We start from the raw sequence: 20,919 nt of genomic DNA, 5'->3' as shown, positions 1-20,919 counted from the left end.
GGCTAAGTCTACCTGTAGTTACTGAAACTCGCCCACCGTTTTCTTTAGCCTTGCTGTGCTACAAGCGTAGCCGGGATTATCCGTTTTCAACAACTTAACGGCGACAGCGCATTCTCGTTAAATGGCTATATAGTTAACTCAATCCATTCGGAATGGGGGCGTCATGATTCGCCTTATCATCTTGTTATTGGGCCCTCAGGCGCTGCGCGGCCAGCGGCGTGCGCTGTTGCTGTTTGGCTGGGCATGGATCGCCGTCGGTCTGCTGATGTTAGTTGACGTGCTAGAAGATGGCCGCTCGGTGTTGGCGCTGGATGCACTGGCGGTGGTGCTGGCGCTCGAGGGACTGGTGGCGATCTCCGCCGCACTGGTGATTGGCTCCGCCGCCAGCCGACCGGTATTGCTGAAGGGGCTGGGATTTCTGATGATGGCTTTTTTGGTGCTGGACGTCCCCGCAGACGACAATATTGTCGCCACGCTGGTGTTCGGTAGCGCGTTGTTGCTGGACGGCTCAGTGCGTATCGCCTCTTCTACCCTGATCCAGCACAGCCGCTGGAAACTGGTCGCATTGGCGGGCGGTTTCGAAATCTTGCTGTCGCTGTTTATTTTTACCGGCTGGCCGGTGCCGCACCGCATGACGGTCCCCTTTTGCGTCGGCGTCATGCTTTTGCTGTCGGGCTGGGCGTTACTGCGCATTGCGCAGCGGCTGGAGAGCTTCTCCCTGAACCGACAACAGCCTGCTGCTGCGCTAACGGTTCAGGCCGCCCCCTTGACGGTCTATGTCTGGACACCGGTGGCGACAGCGAAAGATGCGCGCCGGCGCTACATTGTTGACCGCTATATCGCCGCAGTAGATAGCGGCGGCCATATCTCCACCGGGCATGCCGCTCTGGCGCTGGCCCCGGATTTGTACATCAGCCATTATCCGCTGAATGACATCAGCCATTCAGTGCAGGATTTCCGTCAGTTACTGCACTCCGGCGAACAAAACAACGTCGAAGGTCGCTTTCTGCCCGGCTTGCAGCAAGAGGTGGCGGCCTGGTGCGCACCCGACAAGAAAATCCAGTTCCGCCGTTATAACCCCTCTGCCTTGCACGCCTTCTGGCAAGGGTATCGCCAGGACACAACCTACAACCTGACGCGCCGCAACTGTTCCACCACGGTGATCCTGGCGCTGGACAGTGCGCTGGAGGGCGTATTGGGCGACAAGCCTCTGTGGCGGCGTTTTCTGTTTTTGATCCTCGACCCCAACCTGTGGATGCTGGCAGTGTTGCGTAGCCGCGGCGAGACCATGACCTGGACGCCGGGGTTGGTGCTGGACTATGCGCGCATGCTGCAGCAGGTGACCGAGCGACAGCATCAGCGCTGGTGGTCAAAACTGCGCGATCTGTGGCGAATCCTGCGTTTCGGTAAGGCGTCCAGAGCGAATGTGGTGCAATCAGGCAGGCAAAAATTTTAGTCTGGTTACCGGCGATGATAAAGTGGTGGCACATTCACCGACGCCGGCAGGAGTTAATCGCTAATGGCCTATTCGCAACGCATTGAAACCGCTATTTTTGATATGGACGGTTTGTTGATCGACTCAGAACCGCTGTGGCTACAGGCGGAACTGGATATCTTTGGCGCGCTGGGGCTGGATCTGTCTGACCGTCATAAACTGCCGGACACCCTCGGGTTACGCATCGATCTGGTGGTGAAAATGTGGTTTCAGGCCATGCCGTGGCAAGGCGTTTCGCTGGAGGAGGTCTCCGCGCGGATTATTGAACGCGCCATTGAGCTGGTGCATGAAAAACGGCCGTTGCTGCCGGGCGTGCAACAGGCGTTGGAACTGTGCCGCAGTCTGGATCTGAAGATTGGCCTGGCCTCCGCATCGCCGCTGCACATGCAACAACAGGTGTTGAAGATGTTCGATCTGGCGGGGTATTTCGATCAACTGGTGTCCGCCGAATATCTGCCTTACAGCAAACCGCACCCGGAGGTTTACCTTATCGCCGCCGAACGTCTCGGCAGCGATCCGTTGCGCTGCATCACGCTGGAAGACTCGTTCAACGGTATGATTGCCACCAAGGCCGCGAGAATGCGTTCTATCGTCATCCCGGCGCAAGAATATCGCCACGACACGCGCTGGGCACTGGCGGACCATAAACTCGATACCCTCGAACAGCTCACTCCCGGCCATCTGGCGTAATCTTCGGGGCGGCGTTATCCCGCTGCCGCCCTGCCTCTCCCTTTTATCTCCGGGTTCCTCCCGCTAATTTTCAAAATTCTGCCTTAGACCTAAAAATAAATAAAACATTATTTCATTTTTATTGAATTAACGTGCCACCGTCTCTATGCTGGGACATCCAGAAAGCGCCGGGTGGCCGGCGAACGCTGTCACTGCCACGCAGCGCAACTCTGCCGCTCGGCGCTTTCTCCCGCATGCCCTCAGTCGAGATCTATTGGAGGAAGGTAGTCAACGCATTCCTCGCGATCGTCCACGGCATCCACAACGGTCAATGCTTAACCTTTTACGTAACAACTCATTGTAAAACCGGGTAAAACAAACAATTAGTTACAGGGTAACCGCTTCCGCAACTGTTAATTTTCCCATATACTGGATAAATTAACAGTTTATCAGCCGGAACAACAACAGCATGACCGCGGAAGGACATCTTATTTTCTCTGTCGCTTGCGCGATTTTCGCCAAGAAGGCCGAGGTGACACCGGAACTGGCCACCGGCGACTGGTGGCACATTATTCCTGCCGCACTGCTAACCTCACTGCTGCCCGATATCGATCATCCCAAATCGGTCCTGGGCCAACGCCTGCGCTGGATTGCCATTCCCATCTCCCGTGCCTTCGGGCATCGCGGTTTCACCCACAGCCTGCTGGCGATCGCCGGCGGTATGGCGCTGTTCCAATTAGATGTACCGCGCAGTTGGCCGATCCCGCCCGACGTTCTGCATGCGATGATTATTGGCTACTTCAGCCACCTGCTGGCCGATATGCTCACCCCTGCCGGCGTACCGTTGCTCTGGCCCTGTCGCTGGCGTTTTCGCCTGCCGGTGCTAAATTCTCAGAAAGGCAACCAGCTGGAGCGCGCCCTTTGCCTCTGCCTGGTGGCCTTCGCCATCTACTGGCAGGGGGGATGCACCATTCCCGTGCAGTCATATTTTGAGCAAATCAAAAATATCAGACTGTGATCACAAAAAACCGGCTACCAAGCATTCATCAAGTATATTAATTAAACAAATTCATATTCAAAGTTATATCAAATTCCATTTGGATATAAGTGAGCTGTTGCGCAAACTGTTACGATATTTGATTCGCTACACCTTGGCGCGTAGCCGTTTTTATATAAGAAAAATGATTGGAGACATTGGGGATGAATTTTCCGCTGGTAATTAACGTGGTGATTTTTGTCGCCCTCCTTTTGCTGTTGGCGCAAACCCGCCATAAGCAATGGAGCCTGGCGAAAAAAGTGCTGGTCGGCCTGGTGATGGGCGTAGTGTTCGGCCTGGGCCTGCAACTGGTGTATGGCTCGGATAACCCGATCCTGAAAGAATCCATCAGTTGGTTCAACATTGTCGGTAACGGCTATGTGCAACTGCTGCAAATGATCGTAATGCCGCTGGTATTTGCCTCAATCCTGAGCGCGGTAGCCAAGCTGCACAATGCCTCTTCACTGGGCAAGATCAGTTTCCTGACTATCGGTACTCTGCTGTTCACCACGCTTATCGCCGCATTGGTGGGTGTGCTGGTGACCAACCTGTTTGGCCTGACCGCAGAAGGCCTGGTGCAAGGCACGCAAGAAAGCGCGCGCATGGCGGCGATCCAGAGCAACTACGTCGGTAAAGTGGCGGATCTGACCGTACCGCAGCTGGTATTGTCGTTCGTGCCGAAAAACCCGTTTGCCGATCTGACCGGCGCCAGCCCGACCTCGATCATCAGCGTAGTGATCTTCGCCGCCTTCCTGGGCGTGGCCTCGCTGCAATTGTTGAAAGACGATAAAGAGAAAGGCCAGCGCGTGCTGGTGGCTATCGACACCCTGCAAGCCTGGGTAATGAAGCTGGTGCGCCTGGTGATGAAACTGACTCCGTACGGCGTACTGGCGTTAATGACCAAAGTGGTGGCCGGTTCCAATATCCATGACATCGTCAAACTCGGCAGCTTCGTGGTGGCGTCTTATCTCGGTCTGGCAATCATGTTTGGGGTGCACGCCCTGCTGCTGGCCTTCACCGGCGTTAACCCGGCGAAATTCTTCCGCAAGGTCTGGCCGGTCATCACCTTCGCCTTCACCAGCCGCTCCAGCGCCGCCAGCATTCCGCTGAACGTTGAAGCGCAGACTCGCCGCCTGGGTGTACCGGAATCCATCGCCAGCTTCTCCGCTTCGTTCGGTGCTACCATCGGCCAGAATGGGTGTGCAGGTCTGTATCCGGCGATGTTGGCGGTTATGGTTGCCCCAACCGTTGGCATCAACCCGCTGGATCCGGTGTGGATCGCCACGCTGGTGGGTATCGTCACCATCAGCTCTGCCGGCGTTGCCGGTGTGGGCGGCGGTGCCACCTTCGCCGCGTTGATTGTACTGCCTGCGCTGGGCCTGCCGGTCACGCTGGTCGCTTTGCTGATTTCGGTCGAACCGCTGATCGACATGGGCCGTACCGCGCTGAACGTCAGCGGTTCAATGACCGCCGGCACCGTCACCAGCCAGTTGATGAAGCAGACGGACAAAAGCATTATGGACAGCGAAGACGAAGTGGAACTGGCTCACCAGTAAGTGTCGTCCGCAATAAAAAACCGGAGCTGCGATGCTCCGGTTTTTTTATGTCTGCGACAGCGGTTCATTTAAAGGATAAAGGCGCTCCCGTGAGCGGCGCACCTTTACGCATCAACCACCGGCAGGATCAGAAGGGGTAATCGTGGTAGCCCATTTGCTCGGAAATGTTACGCGCGGCGGTATGCAGGCGTTTAACGTAATCCGCCTTGGCATCTTCGGAGAAACGGATAGTGGGGAACGAAATGCTAAGCCCGGCGATCACCACGCCAAAGCGATCGAATACCGGCACCGCAATGCAACGCAGCCCCTCTTCCTGTTCTTCAATGTCTTCACCCACTCCGTGCTCGCGCACCTGTTCCAATACTGACAGCAGCGCAGCGGTGCTGGTAAGGGTATTTGGAGTACTGCGGGTAAACTCAATCTGCGACAGGATTGCTTCCACTTCCGCCCGATCGCGCCAAGCCAGCAGCACTTTACCGATGGCGGTGCTATGCAATGGGTTACGGCGGCCGATGCGGGAATACATCTGCAGGTTGTACATCGAGTCGATTTTATGGATGTAGACAATACTGTCTTCATCCAGCGCCCCGAGGTGAATGGTTTCACGGGTGTGATTCGACAACTCGCGCATCTGAATATCGGCGCTGCGGACCAGATCGACGTTCTGCAGCGACTTGGCGCCGAGTTCAAACAGCTTGAGAGTAAGCGCATATTTTTCCGATTCCCCTTCCTGCGACACATAGCCCAGCGACTTCATGGTCTGCAGAAAACGATAGACGGTGCTTTTGGACATCATCACCCGTTGGGAAAGCTCAGTAATGCCGATTTCGCGTTCATCGCCCAGTGCTTGCAAGAGACCAAACACTTTCAGCACTGATGAAACAGAATCCGGTTGTTTATCTAAATCTGCGTTAGCCATAGTAAATACCCTACTCAGCTTTTCTGTTTTAAGAAATTTGAACACGGGTTTCAGTATACGCGCAAGCCCTGACACCGCGCAATGAAACCAAGAAAAAATGCTTGAATATGAATGAATTAGACTCTCATTCTCATCGGTTATTACAATTGAGCCGGCCACTGAAGGTGCAATTACCGACGAATATGATTAGCATGTTAATACTCCCCTGTATTAATACCTTCGAGATCAACATGCGTTCTTGTACTGACGGCCTCCCCGTCCCACAACGCTATGGGGCCATCCTCGCTATCGCCCTGGGCATTACCGTTTCCGTGCTTGACGGTGCGATCGCCAATGTGGCGCTGCCCACCATCGCACGCGATCTGAACGCCAGCCCGGCCAGTTCGATCTGGGTGGTTAACGCCTATCAGTTGGCCATCACCATTTCACTGCTGTCGCTGGCCTCGCTCGGTGACCTGATTGGTTATCGCCGTATCTATCAGGCCGGCTTGTTGGTCTTCAGCATTACCTCGCTGTTTTGCGCCCTATCCGATTCGCTGGTGACATTGACCATAGCCCGCGTGCTGCAGGGGTTTGGCGCCGCCGCCATCATGAGCGTCAACACTGCGCTTATCCGCATTATCTATCCGCAGCGCTTTCTCGGGCGCGGCATGGGCATCAACTCACTGATTGTCGCTTTTTCCTCGGCGGCGGGCCCCACGGTAGCGGCGGCGATACTGTCCGTGGCATCCTGGCAATGGCTGTTCGCCATAAATCTGCCGATTGGTATTGTGGCGCTGGCGCTGGGGATGAAGTACCTGCCCGCCAACAGCCAGAAAAGCAGCAATCAGCGTTTTGACCCGACCAGCGCCGTGATGAACGCCCTGACCTTCGGGCTGCTGATCACGGCCATCAGCGGCTTTGCCCAGGGCCAGAGCCTGACGCTGATATTCAGCGAGATCGCCGTACTGCTGGTGATCGGCTTCTTCTTCGTCCGCCGCCAGCTGCGGCAAGAGTTTCCACTGCTGCCGGTCGACCTGTTGCGCATCCCGATTTTCGCCCTGTCGATGGGTACCTCGATCTGTTCCTTCGCTGCGCAAATGCTGGCAATGGTCTCGTTGCCGTTCTTTCTTCAAAGCACGTTGGGCCGTGATGAGGTGGCTACCGGGCTGCTGCTGACACCCTGGCCACTGGCGATTATCGTCATGGCGCCGATCGCCGGGCGGCTGGTGGAGCGCGTTCACGCTGGGTTATTAGGCTGTATCGGGCTGGGAGTGTTTGCGCTAGGGCTGTTCTTGCTGGCGATGCTGCCGCATAACCCGTCGGATCTGGACATCATCTGGCGCATGGTGCTGTGCGGCGCCGGCTTCGGGCTGTTCCAGTCACCCAATAACCACACCATTATTTCTGCCGCGCCCCGCAACCGCAGCGGCGGAGCCAGCGGCATGCTCGGCACCGCCCGCCTGTTAGGACAAACCTCCGGCGCCGCGCTGGTGGCGCTGATGTTCAACCTGTTCCCCACCTCCGGTACGCACGCCTCGCTGATCCTCGCCGGTACCTTCGCCACGCTGGCGGCAGCGGTCAGCAGCCTGCGTATCACCCAACCGCGCGCGGAGCCGGTGGAACACAGCCCGCAGGCCAAATAGCAGACATAAAAAAACCCCGGCAAGCCGGGGTTTCTAACCTTCTCAGCGTTACTTCAGGTACTGACCTGAACGCAGCGCTTCGATACGCTTGTCGAGCGGTGGGTGCGACATGAACAGTTCGCTGAACGACTTGGATTTGCCGTTGATGCAAAACGCCATCATGCTGCCCGCTTCCTGCGGCTCGTAGCTGGTTTTCAGACGCTGCAACGCAGCAATCATCTTCTCGCGGCCCACCAATTTGGCGGAACCTGCATCGGCGTAGAACTCACGGTGGCGTGAGAACCACATGGTGATGATGCTGGCCAGAATGCCGAACACCAATTCCAGCACCATCGACACACCGAAGTAAATCATCGGGTTGCCGTTGCTCTCGCCTTCACCGTCGCGGTTGCCGAGGAAACCGGCGGCCACTTGCGCAATCAGGCGCGAGATAAAGATCACGAAGGTGTTCACGATGCCCTGAATCAGCGTCATGGTAACCATGTCGCCGTTGGCGACGTGGCTGATTTCGTGTGCGATAACCGCTTCCGCTTCATCCCGACTCATGCTCTGCAACAGGCCGGTACTGACGGCAACCAGCGAGGCATCGCGGCGTGCGCCGGTAGCGAAAGCGTTAATGTCCGGTGCGTGATAAATAGCGACCTGCGGCATGGCAATGCCTGCCTGCTGCGACTGGCGGCGCACCGTTTCCAGCAACCAGTTTTCGGTTTCGTTACGCGGCTGTTCAATCACTTCCCCGCCTACGGAGCGCAGCGCCATCCATTTGGACATCAGCAAGGAGACAAACGAACCGCCGAAACCAAACAGACCGGCCATAATCATCAGACCCTGAACGCTACTGGATTGGATTCCTGTCAGGCTGAGCACCAGCCCGAAAACCAACATCACCGCCAGGTTGGTGAGCAGGAACAGAGCTATACGCATCATAAAATGTTTACTTCCTCATAAATGTTAACAAAACACTGTCTCGGATACCCTAGATCGTATGGGCATTCGTCACAGTTTCAAGAGTTGCACGCCATTAACCTACTAAAAATACGAAACTTTACAAAATCGGCGTTCCAGCATGGCTTTTCAAATTGTAAACGATTGTTGCGTAATGCGGTGGTTTTTCTGCGGCAAATCAGCGGTGTTTGTTGTTCAAACGCCCAAGGTGGGTATAGGCGAAACCTTGGGCATATTTCAACCCGTAACCCAAGGTGCGGTCAAAGCCGATATGGGCACTCCAAATCAGCGCCGTCATCAGCCAGAACGGCTGCAGGAAAAAGACAAACAGTAAGGCGCACAGCGCCGGACCGATATAGGAATGAGCAAGGTTATAACCGATCGCCCCCACCTTTTTGCCAAACGCATAGCCCAGGAATGAAATGTCCGGTATCAGGAAACAACCAGCGAACAGCCACCCGCTGTAATCCCGGTGGTGATACAACGCTACGGACACCAACAGAACCAGCAGCGACTCAAGCCGCAGAGTAACGCGCATCGGGGGAGTTAGCTCGCTCATCTTGCCTCACAGGATGTTTGACGCCTAAATGCGCCTTCAGCGGCGCTTAACAAAAAACGCACCCGAAGGTGCGTTTTTTTATTTACCCGGCTGCGTTACTTCGCCACCGGCTGCTGGGTTGGCTGCGCCTGTTCAAGGTGAGCCAGATCCAGCGCGATATGCACGCTTTCATCCAGGTATGGGTCCGGCTCCTGGTAATCCTTCGGCAAATCTTCCAACGCCTTCAACGGTTTTTTACCGGCACGCTGCAGACGATCGTTGATGCGCTGCAAACGGGTAGCGTCATCATCGTGGTTCTCTTTCTCGCGCTGAACAAGATTGAGTGAGACGATGTTACGCTTGTCTTTCAGCGCCTTGTAATGAGCGATGTCCTGCGCGATGTACTGGAACTCCGGATCCTTGGCGATTCGCTGCTCATGGTCTTTCAGCAGTTCAGGATCGAACGCCGTCAGGTCGCCGGTTTTGCTGTAGGTAGCCGCATTGATGCTGTCCCAAGGCATGGCATTATCTTCGAACGCCTCGCCGGTTTCCGCTGGATCGACACCGGTAGGCATCAAGATGTCCGGCGTTACGCCCTTACGCTGGGTACTGCCGCCGTTAACGCGATAGAACTTCTGGATGGTGTATTGCACCGAGCCCAGCGCCGGCCATTCCGGCCGCAGCATTTGATCGTAAATGCGGTTCAGCGAGCGATACTGTTGCACCGTACCTTTACCGAAGGTCGGTTCACCAACAATCAGCGCACGGCCGTAGTCCTGCATCGCAGCGGCAAAGATCTCGGAAGCAGAGGCGCTGAAGCGGTCAACCAGCACCACCAGCGGGCCTTTGTAGTAAACGATGCCGTCGGTGTCCGCGTCTTCACGCACTTTGCCGTTGTTGTCACGCACCTGCACCACCGGGCCGCTCGGAATGAACAAGCCGGAGAGCGAGACCGCTTCGGTCAACGCGCCGCCGCCGTTGGTTCGCAGATCGATGATCAGGCTCTTGACGTTCTGCTTGGCCATCTTCTGCAGTTGCACTTTTACGTCATCGGTCAGGCCCACGTAGAAGCCAGGAATGTCCATCACCGCCACTTTCTCTTTGCCGACGGTCTTGATGGTCATTTTCACCGCACGGTCTTCCAGGCGGATACGTTCGCGGGTCAGCGTCACTACGCGGGTTTTGGTGCCCTTGCCGGCTGGCAGGATTTCCAGACGCACTTTGCTGCCCTTCGGCCCTTTGATCAGGGAAACCACGTCGTCCAGACGCCAGCCGATAACATCGACCACAGGTTTACCCGTCTGGCCGACGCCGACAATGCGGTCGCCCACGGTGATCGCCTTGCTCTTCGCGGCCGGGCCGCCCGGCACCATGGAGTTGATCAACGTGTAATCGTCATCCATCTGCAGCACCGCACCAATGCCTTCCAATGACAGGCTCATCTCGGTGTTGAACTGTTCGGTGTTGCGCGGGGAGAGATAGTTGGTGTGCGGGTCGATCTCATGCGCAAAGGCATTCATCGCCAGTTGGAACACGTCTTCGCTGTTGCTTTGCGTCAGGCGCTTAATGGCGAACTGATAACGTTTGATCAGCGTTTCGCGGATTTCTTTGTCGGTTTTGCCGGTCAGCTTGAGGTTCAGCTCGTCATATTTGACTTTCGCATCCCACAGGCTGTCCAGTTCGGCCTTGTCTTTCGGCCACGGCGTTTTGCTGCGGTCGAGATCGATAGTTTCGTTGCCGGTAAAGTTCATCGGCTTTTCGAGCAACGACAACGCATAGGTGTAACGCTCAAAACGGCGTTTCTGGGCCAGATTGTACAGCGCGTATGGCGTATCCAGCTTACCGCTTTTCAGTTCTTCGCCCAGCTGATTGCGCTTGTCGGCGAACTGCGCCACGTCGGAGGCCAGCAACACGTTATGGTTGTAGTCCAGCATATTCAGGTAGCGATCGAAGATCTTGCCTGAAAAATCCGCATCGAGGGCAAACTGGCGGTAATGAGAGCGAGTGAAGCGCGAGGTTACGCGCTCACTCACAGTAGCATGCTGCGGTTCCTGATGAAGCTGAGGCAGTTGGTCGATGCGGATGTTGGCTGTATCCGCTCCGTAACTGACACCCGCCCACAGCAGACCCGCGACTGCTGTTAATCTGACAAATTTGTTCATGCCTTGGTTGGCCTCCGTATCAGAACTGCAAGTGTTCTGCGCGCACAATCATCGCCAGACCGGAAGAGAGCTGCACACGTACGCCATCTTTAGCGATTTCAAGTACGGTTGCATCCATCGCGCTCTGGCCTGCTCTGACTTTGATTTCTTGGCCAATTTGCAGTTTAGAGATATCCGTGACTGGCACATGACGCTGCTGGCTTTCCTCTTTTGCTGCACGAGGTTGGCGAGCTTGCTGTGGGCGAGTTTGTGGGCGCGGCTTGCGGTTCTCCGGTGCGGCTCCGCCTTCGCGACGCGCAGCAGGTTTTTTACCGGCTGGACGTGGACGGCGTGGCTCGGCATCGGCTGATTCACCGGCAGCTTCACGTTTTTTGGCATTTTGTTCGGCACGCTGAGCCTGAACGCGCGCTTTGGCTTCTTCAAGCTGTTGGCGGGCATGGTCGACATGCTGCTGTTCCAGCTCACCGCACGGATTACCGTCCAGATCGACGCGCTGCGCGCCAACTTTGACACCGTACAGATAACGCCAGCTTGAGGTGTACAGGCGCAGTGCAGAACGTAATTGCGTTTTGCTTAAGCTTTCTTCCCCCTGAACACGCTCTACCAGATCTTGAAAAATACCGATTTTCAACGGGCGAGCTTCGCCCTCGGCGCTAAAGCAGAGCGGAAAACGCTCGGCAAGAAAAGCAATGACTTCTTTACTAGAGTTCAACTTAGGTTGATTTTCCATGAAATTTCCTGATTACAACGGGTTGCCAACAAGCCACAGGCATGAACAGGCGTCATTATAATGACGTCATCGGTAAATGCCACGTTAACCGTAGATCAACTTGCCGTCACAGTGATGTATTTCGCACTATCACAGTGTTCCAGTTGCACGCAAAGCCCCGCCACCACTGCTTCCAGACCCTGTTGGTCCTGTTCGTCGAAACGTTGATAAACTGTGCTGTCGATATCAAGAACGCCGATGATCTGACCGCTAACCTGCAGCGGCAGTACGATTTCCGCATTACTGGCCGCGTCGCAGGCGATGTGACCCGGGAATGCATGGACGTCGCCAACGCGCTGCACGCGATTTTCCGCCACCGCGGTTCCGCATACGCCCTTGCCCACCGGAATGCGCACGCAGGCGATTTTCCCCTGGAACGGACCGAGCACCAGTTGGTTGCCGTCCATCAGGTAAAAGCCGGCCCAATTGACGTCGTCAAGACGCTCATTAATCAAGGCGCTGGCGTTGGACAGTGCGGCAATGAAGTTGGTTTCCCCGTCGAGCAACGCACCCAAATCGCGTTTTAATTCCGCGTAGAATTCTTCTTTTGTCATTTGTTAACCATGGTTATCTATTCCCGTGCTGAGTAAAGAGAAACACAGGAACCAGTCATAATGTGCGCAAGCTACAATAGATTTGATTTTCTATTGTATATCATGCAGGTAGTTTCGCTGTCTTGCCATTTTCCTGTCGGCTTGCCTCCAGCATAATTGCTATTGCGCCGCGTTGTCCAAAGCAATCATGAGACGTTTTGAAACAGGGAGTTAGCGCAAGGAACTGCGGCTCAAACGCCCTGAAATTTATTCTTTTAATATCAATACATTGGTATGTTATGACGCTCAACGACGCGCAAGACCAGCCATCCGTTGCCTCCGCCGGCAGCCCGCAAATGGCCGCCGTGGCTATAATGAAGTCATGTCCAGAAAGGCCACCCCAGCAAATGCAGCGGCGAGCGTCGGCCCGCATTGTGCTTCCTACAAAAAATGCGTATAGCCATCGGCTTATTCATCTGTTGCTTCACAAACCCCTGCCGGGCAAGGTATGTTTGCCTCGCAGAAACCCTGTTTACCGCGCCGCGCGTTACCCGAAGCGGGTTACAGCAGGTTTATTTTTCAGCCACGCTATCCCTCCGGCGGGCTTTAGAGCAGCTTTGTCATGATGAAAATACACGCGATCACCGGCCCTCTTTCCAAAGCACGCCACCAGCGTTGTTGCGAATGCGACCTGCTGTTCGTGTTGCCGCCGCTGAACGGCAATCAAGCCGCTTACTGCCCACGCTGCAATGCTAAAGTGGTACATGGCCGCGACTGGTCGATGACCCGCCTGACCGCCATGGCGGTCGCCATGCTGCTGCTGATGCCGTTCGCCTTCAGCGAGCCGCTGATCAGCATCCGCCTGTTGGGCACGCGCATTGACGCCAGCCTGCTGGAAGGCATCTGGCAGATGAGCCGCCAGGGCGACCCGCTCACCGCCAGCATGGTGGCGTTCTGTACCCTGGGTGCCCCCTTGACGTTGGCGCTGTCGCTGCTTTACCTGCGTTTCGGCCACGCCATCGGCATGAATTTACGGCCGGTACTGCTGATGCTGGAGCGGTTGAAAGAATGGGTGATGCTCGATATTTACCTGATCGGCATGGCGGTAGCGGCGATAAAAGTCAAAGAGTATGCCGATATCCAGGCCGGCAGCGCGCTGATAGCCTATCTGTCGCTCACGCTGCTCAGTATCTTGACCCTGATTCACCTCAATCTGGAGCAGCTGTGGGAGCGCTATTACCCGCAGGAACAGCCGGAAGGCCCGCCGGCGGCACTGCATGTTTGCCTGTCGTGCCATTTCACCGGCTATCCGGACGAGCGTGGGCGCTGTCCGCGCTGCCATATTCCCATGTGTCACCGCCAGCCTTATAGCCTGCAAAAAACCTGGGCGGCGCTGATTGCGGCGATGATCTTGCTGATCCCGGCCAACCTGCTGCCGATTTCCATCGTTTACGCCAACGGTGCACGGCTCGAAGACACCATTTTCTCCGGGGTCGTGTCGCTGGCGACCTCCGGCAACGCACCGATCGCCGCTATCGTTTTTATCGCCAGCGTGCTGGTACCCTTTACCAAAGTCATCGTGCTGATCACCCTGCTGTTCAGCATACACTTCAAGACCTCGCACAGCCTGAAGACGCGCATTCGTCTGCTGCGACTGGTCACCTGGATCGGTCGCTGGTCCATGCTCGATCTGTTCGTCATTGCGTTGATGATGTCGCTGGTGAATCGCGACCAGCTGTTATCTTTTACTATGGGGCCGGCAGCCTTTTACTTTGGTTCTGCGGTCATTTTAACTATTCTTGCCGTAGAGTGGCTGGATAGCCGATTGATTTGGGATGCACATGCAACAGGAAACGCCGAATACACCGACTGAAGCGCGGGTCAAAAACAAGCGCCGCATTTCGCCATTCTGGTTACTGCCGTTTATCGCCCTGCTGATCGCGGGATGGCTGGTTTATAGCAACTTTCAGGAACGCGGCAGCACGGTCACCATCGATTTCCAGTCTGCGGCGGGCATCGTCGCGGGCCGTACCCCTGTGCGCTATCAGGGGGTGGAAGTCGGCACAGTGCAGTCCATCAGCCTGAGCAAGGATCTGCGCAGCATTGTGGTTGAAGCCAGCATCAAGAGCGATCTGGAAGATTCGTTGCGCGAAGGTACCCAATTCTGGTTGGTTACGCCAAAAGCCTCACTGGCCGGGATATCCGGCCTGGACGCGCTGGTCGGCGGTAACTACATCGGTATGATGCCGGGTAGCGGCAAAGAGCAAACCCATTTCACCGCGCTCGATACCCAACCCAAATACCGTCTGAACACCGGTGAACTGATGATTCACCTGCATGCCGACGACCTCGGTTCGCTCAATACCGGTTCGCTGGTGTATTACCGTAAGATTCCGGTCGGCAAAGTCTACGACTACACCATCGCCGAAGGTAATAAGGGCGTTACTGTCGACGTGCTGATCGACCGCCGCTTCGCCAATCTGGTGAAAGGTAACAGCCGCTTCTGGAATGTTTCAGGCTTTAAGGGCGATTTCAGCCTGGCGGGCGCCTCGGTACAGGTTGAGAGCCTGGCGGCGCTGGTCAACGGCGCAATCGCCTTTGACTCCCCGCCCGACGGTCAACAGGCCAAGGCCGACCAAAGCTATGACCTGTACCCGGATCTGGCGCACAGCCAACGCGGCGTGAACATTACGCTGGATCTGCCGAGCGGCAATAACCTCAGCGAGAACCGCACGCCGCTGATTTACCAGGGGCTGCAGGTGGGTACCTTGACCAAGCTGACGCTGCAGCAGGACAGTAAGGTCAGCGGCGAACTGACCGTCGATCCCTCCGTGGTGGACCTGATGCGCAGCGGCACGCGCATTGTGATGCGCAGCCCGCGCCTCAGTCTTAACGACGCCAAAATCAGCCAACTGCTGACCGGCAATACCCTGGAACTGGTGCCGGGTGACGGAGAACCGCAGCAGCATTTCAACGTACTCGACAGCAGCGAAACCCTGCTGCAACAGCCGGGTGTGCTGACCGTGACGCTCAATGCCCCGCAAAGCTATGGCATCGACGTAGGCCAGCCGCTGATTGTGCACGGCGTCAAGGTCGGCCAGGTGATGAGCCGCACACTGACCGACAGCGGCGTAGTATTCACCGCCGCCGTCGAAGCCCAATACCGCCGCCTGCTGCATAAAGACAGCAAATTCGTGGTCAACAGCCGCGTCGACGTCAAGCTGGGGATCGACGGCATGGAAGTGCTGGGCGCCAGCGCGCAAGAGTGGCTGGATGGCGGCGTGCGCATCATCCCCGGCAGCAAGGGTGAGCCGGTCGGCCAGTATCCGCTGTATGCCAACGCCGAGAAGGCCGAGGCCGGCATTATCGGCAACAGCCCAACGCCAACCCTCACGCTGAATGCCGTCAGCCTGCCGGACGTGCAGACCGGTTCGGTGGTGCTGTACCGCAAATTCCAGGTGGGCGAAATTGTTAACGTTCGCCCGAAAGCCAACGAGTTTGAGGTGGACGTCTATATCAGCCCGGAATACCGCAAACTGCTGACCAGCGAAAGCATCTTTTGGGCCGAAGGCGGCGCCAAGGTGCAACTGAACGGCAGCGGCCTGTCGGTGCAGGCTTCGCCGCTCAACCGGGCGTTGAAAGGCGCCATCAGCTTCGACAATTTGCAGGGCGTGACGCTGGATAAAGGCGCCAAACGCGTGCTGTATGCCAATGAAACCGCCGCCCGCGCGGTAGGCAGCCAGATTGTCCTGAGAACTTACGATGCCAGCAAGCTGTCGCCCGGCATGCCGCTGCGTTACCTCGGCATCGATATTGGCCAGGTGGATTCGCTCAAACTGGCGCCGGAGCGCAACGAAGTGCTGGCCAAAGCGGTGCTGTATCCGGAATACGTACAGACCTTCGCACGTCAGGGCAGCCGTTTCTCCGTAGTGTCGCCGGAAATTTCTGCGGCGGGGGTCAGCAACCTCGATACGTTGCTGCAGCCGTATATCAACGTTGAACCAGGCCGAGGGCGCGAACTGCGCAGCTTCGAACTGCAGGAAGCCAGCATCACCGACTCACGCTATCTGGACGGCCTGAGCGTGATCCTCGACGCAGCGGAAACCGGCTCGCTGCAGGTCGGCACGCCGGTGCTGTTCCGTGGCATGGAGGTCGGTACCATCACCGGTTTCTATCTCGGCGCCATGTCCGACCGCGTCCACGTTGCGCTGCGCATCAGCAAGAAATATCAGCACCTGGTGCGCAACAACAGCGTGTTCTGGCTGGCCTCCGGCTACAACTTGCAGTTCGGCCTGACCGGCGGCGTGATCAAGAGCGGCACCTTCCAGCAGTTCATCCGCGGCGGCATTGCCTTCGCCACCCCGCCAACCATTCCGCTGGCGCCTAAATCGACGCCGAACAAGCACTTCATGCTGAATGCGGAAGAGCCGAAAGACTGGAAGGAATGGGGCACCGCAATCCCAAGGGATTAAGCGCGTAACCCAATGCCGGCAGGGGGGACCCACTCCCCCTGTCGGCCCGTTTTATGCTAGAATCCCGCCCTTATTTTGATTGTTGCCAGAGAGCTCGCCCCGTGGCCAAACCTGCCTCCGTTTTTTTGCCTCCCGCTTTTCTCGACGCGACGCGCGCCGTCATGCCCGCCGAACTGTCGATGGACGATTTTATAGCCGCCTGCCAACGCCCGCTGCGCCGCAGCCTGAGGGTCAATACGTTGAAGATCAGCGTCGCCGATTTTCAGGCGTTGGTGAACAATTATGACTGGCGGTTGGAACCCATTCCCTGGTGTGCGGAAGGTTTTTGGATCGAGCGTGAGGATGAAGAGTTGCGGCTTGGCAGCGCGGCGGAACACCTGAGCGGCCTGTTTTACATTCAGGAAGCCAGCTCAATGCTGCCCGTCAGCGCACTGTTCGCCGATCGGGAAAAACCGCATCGGGTACTGGACGTCGCCGCAGCGCCGGGTTCCAAAACCACCCAGATTGCCGCGTTGATGAACAATCAGGGCGGTATCGTGGCCAACGAATACTCCGCCAGCCGGGTTAAAGTCCTTCACGCCAACATCAGCCGCTGTGGCGTAAAAAACGTCGCGCTGACCCACTTTGACGGCCGGGTGTTCGGCGCGGCGCTGCCGGAAAGCTTTGATGCCATTTTGCTGGACGCCCCCTGCTCCGGCGAAGGCGTGGTGCGCAAAGACCCGGACGCCATGAGCAACTGGTCGCCGGAAAGCGTTGCCGCTATTGCGGCAACCCAACGCGAACTGATCGACAGCGCTTTCCACGCTCTGGCCCCTGGCGGCGTCATGGTTTACTCCACCTGCACGCTCAACGCGCAGGAAAATCAGCAAATCGTCAACGGCCTGTTGGCGACCTACGGCGATGCGGTGAGCATTGAACCGCTGGGCGAGCTGTTCCCCGGTGCGGAAAAGGCGCTTACCACCGAAGGCTTCCTGCACGTCTTCCCGCAGATCTACGACAGCGAGGGCTTTTTCGTGGCACGCCTGCGCAAGAACCATTCTGTTACCCCGTTGCCGAAACCGAGTTACAAACTGGGCAAATTCCCGTTCACCCCGCTTTCCGGCAAGGATTCGACCGTGGTTAGCCAGGCCGCAGCAACCTCGGGGCTCGCCTGGGATGAAACCAGCCGACTGTGGGCGCGCGATAAAGAGATCTGGCTGTTCCCTGCCGAACTGGAGCCGCTGATCAGCAAAGTGCGCTTCTCACGCATCGGGGTGAAGCTGGCCGAGTGTTTCCCTAAAGGATACCGCTGGCAGCATGAAGCCGTTATCGCGCTGGCCACCGCCGACGGCAAACAGCGTTTCGAGCTGGACGCCGCGCTGGCGCAAGAGTGGTATCACGGCCGCGATCTGTATCCGGAGCCACCGCCGCAGAGCGATGAATGCATCCTGACCTACCAACAGCAACCGCTGGGTATCGCCAAACGTATCGGCAGCCGCATTAAAAACAACCTGCCGCGCGAACTGGTCCGCGACGGCACACTGGATTTCCATCAATAATTTATTAATTGGCCGGGAAATCCCGGCCAATTAATACCGTTAATAATATTCCTAAGGGTAAGCATTACCCTTCTAATGATTCTACATTTACGCCTTTCCGCTTCCCAGACTGCACAATATTGATACCTTTCAAAATAAAGAAAATTTTTAGCCCCCCCCACCAAGACAATTCTGAATTCTTATCCTATTAATTAACCTATAAAGAAATTAATGCGTTCAACCTTTTTTGGATGGCGCTTTGCGGCTCTCTCTGGCACAGCAAGGAACAAAAAATGAAAAATACTCTGGTGGCATTGGCCTCGGTAGCAACCCTGCTGTGCGCAAACGGCGCAGCCAACGCAGCGGGTACCATTCAGGGCAACCTGGGGGTGACGTTAACCATTGGCGCAGGTTGCGTCGTGGGTGGCGGAAACAGCAGCGGCTCAGTCAATGATTTTGGCTCCATCAGCTTTGGCACCTACTCCTCGCTTGCAAATATTATCGACGCCAGCGCAACCGGTTCCGGCGGCGCAGGCACGCTGTCGCTGACCTGTACCAGCGGGACCGACTATACCGTAGCGCTGGACAACGGGCTGCACGTGACCTCCGGCACTCAGCGCCGCATGGCCAGCGCCGCCGGCGCCTTTATCAATTACAACCTCTACCAGGATCAAGCCCGCGCTACCGCCTGGGGCAGCGGCGCTAACGCCCGAACCGGCACCGGCACCGGCGCGGCAGTTCCTCTGATTGTTTACGGCCGTGTCCCGGCTGCGGGCAGCACTCCGGCGGCCGATACCTATAACGATACCGTGACGATGACGGTAACCTGGTAAGGGTGCGGCAGGCGGTTTTCGGTTGCGGATTACTGGCGTTAAGTCTGGCGGTTTATGCCGATAGCAAAACCGCCAATATTGGCGTCAGCGCCACTCTGCTGAATGCGTGCGAAGCCGGCAGCAGCTCGGGGGGCAACGTCAGCTTCGGCTCGCTGAACTTTGGCACGGTGTATTTTCTCACTACCGCCGTCAGCGTAGCCGGGCAACAAAATGCCGGTGCCATCCGCGTTAAGTGCAACAACGGCACCAGCTACAACGTGCTGCTTGGCGGTGGGCAAAGCGGCAACACCGCAGCCCGCTACCTGCAAAGCGCCGCCAGCCAACGGGTAAACTACAACCTGTACACCAACAGCGCCCATAGCGTCATTTGGGATAACCTGACCGGGGTATCCCAAACCGCTAACGGCCAGGATAACTGGTTGCCGGTGTATGGCATGATCCCGGTGCAATCCACCCCGCCGGTCGGCAGCTACACCGATACCGTACAGGTGACCATCAATTGGTAACGGCAATGCGCATTTCAGCCTGCGTGCTACTGCTCGGGATGACGGCGGCCCCGGCAATCGGTGACACCGGTGTCAATGACTTGCAAAAGAGCACGCCCCTTACCGTCAATGCAACGGTAGTCAAAGGTTGCGTCTTGGGCAGCGGCAACAGCGATGTCACCACCTTCGGCACCCTCAGCTTTGGTCAGATCTCTTCGTTGGCCAGCAATATCAGCATCGTTTCCAGCGCCGGGGCCGGTTCAGTGCTGCTACGTTGCAACCCGGGCCTGAGCGTCACGCTGGCGCTTGGCGTCGGCAACAACATCACCGGTTCCCTCTCCGCAGGGCGAAAACTAAAAAATACCCTGACCACGGAGACGCTGCTTTATCAACTCTACCAGGACAACAACTACTCCACGCTGTGGGGCGATGGCGGCAACGGTGGCGCTGCGCAAGTGATCGCCGCCACCGGCAGTACTCAGGAAATAAAAGTTTATGCCCGTTTGTTTTCGGCCAGTACCCTGCCCACCAGTGGCACTTACAACGATACGGTCTTACTGACGGTAACTTATTAAGTACTTTGAATAAGGATTTAGCTATGCGAATTCCCTTCCGTCTGCCGTTGACGGCAGCGCTGCTGCTTGTCGGCCAGCAACAGGCACTGGCTGCAGCGTCGATTCTGATTTGGCCCATCGATCCGGTAATTGAAGATCAACAGCCCGCAACGGCGCTGTGGTTGGAAAACCGCGACACTAAACCGGTCTACATGCAGGTACGGGTGCTTGGCTGGAGGCAAACCGACGGCAAAGACGATTACAGTAACCAGAGCGAGGTGATCGCCAGCCCGCCGGTCGCCTCGATAGCGCCGGGCAAGCGCCAACTGATCCGGTTGATTAAGCAGACCCCGCCGCCCGCCGGCCAGGAACGTGCCTACCGCATTCTGATTGATGAAGTGCCGGTAAAAGAAAACGACAGCTCATCCACGCCCGCCGGTGCCCAGATGGGGCTGAAATTCCAGATGCGTTATTCCGTGCCGCTGTTTGTCAGCGGCCAGGGCGTCTGGACCAAGCCGGATTCTGAAAAACCTCGCGACTACGCCACCGCCAACCAACCGCAACTCAGTTACCGGCTATTGCAGCAAAGCAGCCAACGCTGGCTGGAAGTGCGTAATCAGGGCATTGTGCACGCACGCATCTCCAAAGTGACGATACAGGGAAAAACGCTCAATGCCGGGCTGATGGGTTACGTGTTGCCCGGTTCGCAAATGCGCTTTGCCGTGCCGCCTTCAGGCAGTTTCAGCAGCGGTAAACTGCAGGCTACGGTCAATGACAATAAACAACCGATAACCTTCTCGTCTTACTGAGT

Annotated in this window: 18 protein-coding genes; 12 read left to right on the top strand and 6 right to left on the bottom strand. The window is 56.8% G+C overall.

Annotation, left to right across the window (positions count from 1 at the left end; genetic code table 11):
- Positions 1–163 precede the first annotated feature (163 nt).
- The 4 genes from JEM67_RS12195 to JEM67_RS12180 all read left to right on the top strand — a co-directional run bounded on the left by JEM67_RS12195 (position 164) and on the right by JEM67_RS12180 (position 4,756).
- A complete protein-coding gene (locus JEM67_RS12195) occupies positions 164–1,456 on the top strand; it encodes an HdeD family acid-resistance protein (RefSeq protein ID WP_199639042.1) in 1,293 nt (430 codons plus the stop codon).
- Positions 1,457–1,519: 63 nt separating this feature from the next.
- Positions 1,520–2,185 carry a hexitol phosphatase HxpB gene (gene hxpB, locus JEM67_RS12190; protein ID WP_004943536.1) on the top strand — a complete coding sequence of 222 codons (666 nt, stop codon included), beginning with the start codon at positions 1,520–1,522 and terminating at the stop codon, positions 2,183–2,185.
- Positions 2,186–2,633: 448 nt separating this feature from the next.
- The gene (locus JEM67_RS12185; RefSeq protein WP_004943534.1) at positions 2,634–3,182 is read left to right on the top strand and encodes a metal-dependent hydrolase; all 549 of its coding nucleotides are present in this window, start codon (positions 2,634–2,636) and stop codon (positions 3,180–3,182) included.
- Between the two features lie 182 nt (positions 3,183–3,364).
- Complete coding sequence (locus JEM67_RS12180; protein ID WP_199639040.1) at positions 3,365–4,756, top strand: L-cystine transporter; 1,392 nt, start codon at positions 3,365–3,367, stop codon at positions 4,754–4,756.
- Positions 4,757–4,883: 127 nt separating this feature from the next.
- Here the strand turns inward: JEM67_RS12180 and kdgR are convergent, their stop codons facing one another.
- Complete coding sequence (gene kdgR, locus JEM67_RS12175; protein ID WP_199639038.1) at positions 4,884–5,675, bottom strand: DNA-binding transcriptional regulator KdgR; 792 nt, start codon at positions 5,673–5,675, stop codon at positions 4,884–4,886.
- 230 nt (positions 5,676–5,905) lie between these two features.
- Between kdgR and JEM67_RS12170 the strand changes: the two genes are divergently transcribed.
- Positions 5,906–7,300: an MFS transporter gene (locus JEM67_RS12170; RefSeq protein WP_013812611.1), complete on the top strand. Its 1,395-nt coding sequence runs from the start codon at positions 5,906–5,908 to the stop codon at positions 7,298–7,300.
- Between the two features lie 48 nt (positions 7,301–7,348).
- On the opposite strand, the gene htpX is transcribed toward JEM67_RS12170, so the two are convergent.
- The 5 genes from htpX to JEM67_RS12145 all read right to left on the bottom strand — a co-directional run bounded on the left by htpX (position 7,349) and on the right by JEM67_RS12145 (position 12,268).
- Complete coding sequence (gene htpX, locus JEM67_RS12165) at positions 7,349–8,227, bottom strand: protease HtpX (protein WP_004943526.1); 879 nt, start codon at positions 8,225–8,227, stop codon at positions 7,349–7,351.
- A gap of 196 nt (positions 8,228–8,423) precedes the next feature.
- Positions 8,424–8,804, bottom strand: coding sequence for a DUF4260 domain-containing protein (locus JEM67_RS12160; protein WP_199639036.1), 381 nt, complete (start codon positions 8,802–8,804; stop codon positions 8,424–8,426).
- A 95-nt stretch (positions 8,805–8,899) separates the two neighbouring features.
- A complete protein-coding gene (gene prc / locus JEM67_RS12155) occupies positions 8,900–10,945 on the bottom strand; it encodes a carboxy terminal-processing peptidase (RefSeq protein ID WP_199639034.1) in 2,046 nt (681 codons plus the stop codon).
- A gap of 19 nt (positions 10,946–10,964) precedes the next feature.
- Positions 10,965–11,675 (bottom strand): RNA chaperone ProQ, encoded by a 711-nt coding sequence (gene proQ / locus JEM67_RS12150; protein ID WP_004943519.1) that lies wholly within the window; start codon positions 11,673–11,675, stop codon positions 10,965–10,967.
- 95 nt (positions 11,676–11,770) lie between these two features.
- The gene (locus JEM67_RS12145) at positions 11,771–12,268 is read right to left on the bottom strand and encodes a GAF domain-containing protein (protein ID WP_013812608.1); all 498 of its coding nucleotides are present in this window, start codon (positions 12,266–12,268) and stop codon (positions 11,771–11,773) included.
- A gap of 604 nt (positions 12,269–12,872) precedes the next feature.
- On the opposite strand from JEM67_RS12145, the gene yebS reads away from it, so the two are divergent.
- The 7 genes from yebS (at position 12,873) to JEM67_RS12110 (ending at position 20,917) form a co-directional block, all read left to right on the top strand.
- A complete protein-coding gene (gene yebS, locus JEM67_RS12140; RefSeq protein ID WP_041416567.1) occupies positions 12,873–14,120 on the top strand; it encodes a membrane integrity lipid transport subunit YebS in 1,248 nt (415 codons plus the stop codon).
- Positions 14,089–16,719: a PqiB family protein gene (locus tag JEM67_RS12135; protein WP_199639032.1), complete on the top strand. Its 2,631-nt coding sequence runs from the start codon at positions 14,089–14,091 to the stop codon at positions 16,717–16,719. The genes yebS and JEM67_RS12135 overlap by 32 nt, the downstream gene beginning before the upstream one ends.
- A 101-nt stretch (positions 16,720–16,820) precedes the next feature.
- Positions 16,821–18,257, top strand: coding sequence for a 16S rRNA (cytosine(1407)-C(5))-methyltransferase RsmF (rsmF, locus tag JEM67_RS12130; protein ID WP_199639030.1), 1,437 nt, complete (start codon positions 16,821–16,823; stop codon positions 18,255–18,257).
- A 272-nt stretch (positions 18,258–18,529) separates the two neighbouring features.
- The gene (locus JEM67_RS12125; RefSeq protein ID WP_013812604.1) at positions 18,530–19,069 is read left to right on the top strand and encodes a Csu type fimbrial protein; all 540 of its coding nucleotides are present in this window, start codon (positions 18,530–18,532) and stop codon (positions 19,067–19,069) included.
- A gap of 2 nt (positions 19,070–19,071) precedes the next feature.
- Positions 19,072–19,575: a Csu type fimbrial protein gene (locus JEM67_RS12120; protein WP_013812603.1), complete on the top strand. Its 504-nt coding sequence runs from the start codon at positions 19,072–19,074 to the stop codon at positions 19,573–19,575.
- Positions 19,576–19,580: 5 nt separating this feature from the next.
- Positions 19,581–20,129, top strand: coding sequence for a Csu type fimbrial protein (locus JEM67_RS12115; RefSeq protein ID WP_013812602.1), 549 nt, complete (start codon positions 19,581–19,583; stop codon positions 20,127–20,129).
- Positions 20,130–20,152: 23 nt separating this feature from the next.
- Entirely contained in the window at positions 20,153–20,917 is a 765-nt protein-coding gene (locus JEM67_RS12110) for a fimbrial biogenesis chaperone (RefSeq protein ID WP_013812601.1), read from the top strand.
- Positions 20,918–20,919 lie beyond the last annotated feature (2 nt).

Origin of the sequence: Serratia sp. PAMC26656 (assembly GCF_016469055.2) — a bacterium.
In the GTDB taxonomy this organism is placed as follows: Bacteria; Pseudomonadota; Gammaproteobacteria; order Enterobacterales; family Enterobacteriaceae; genus Serratia; species Serratia plymuthica.
Note: the sequence above shows the minus strand (reverse complement) of the source record. Positions and strands in the feature narration are given on the sequence as shown.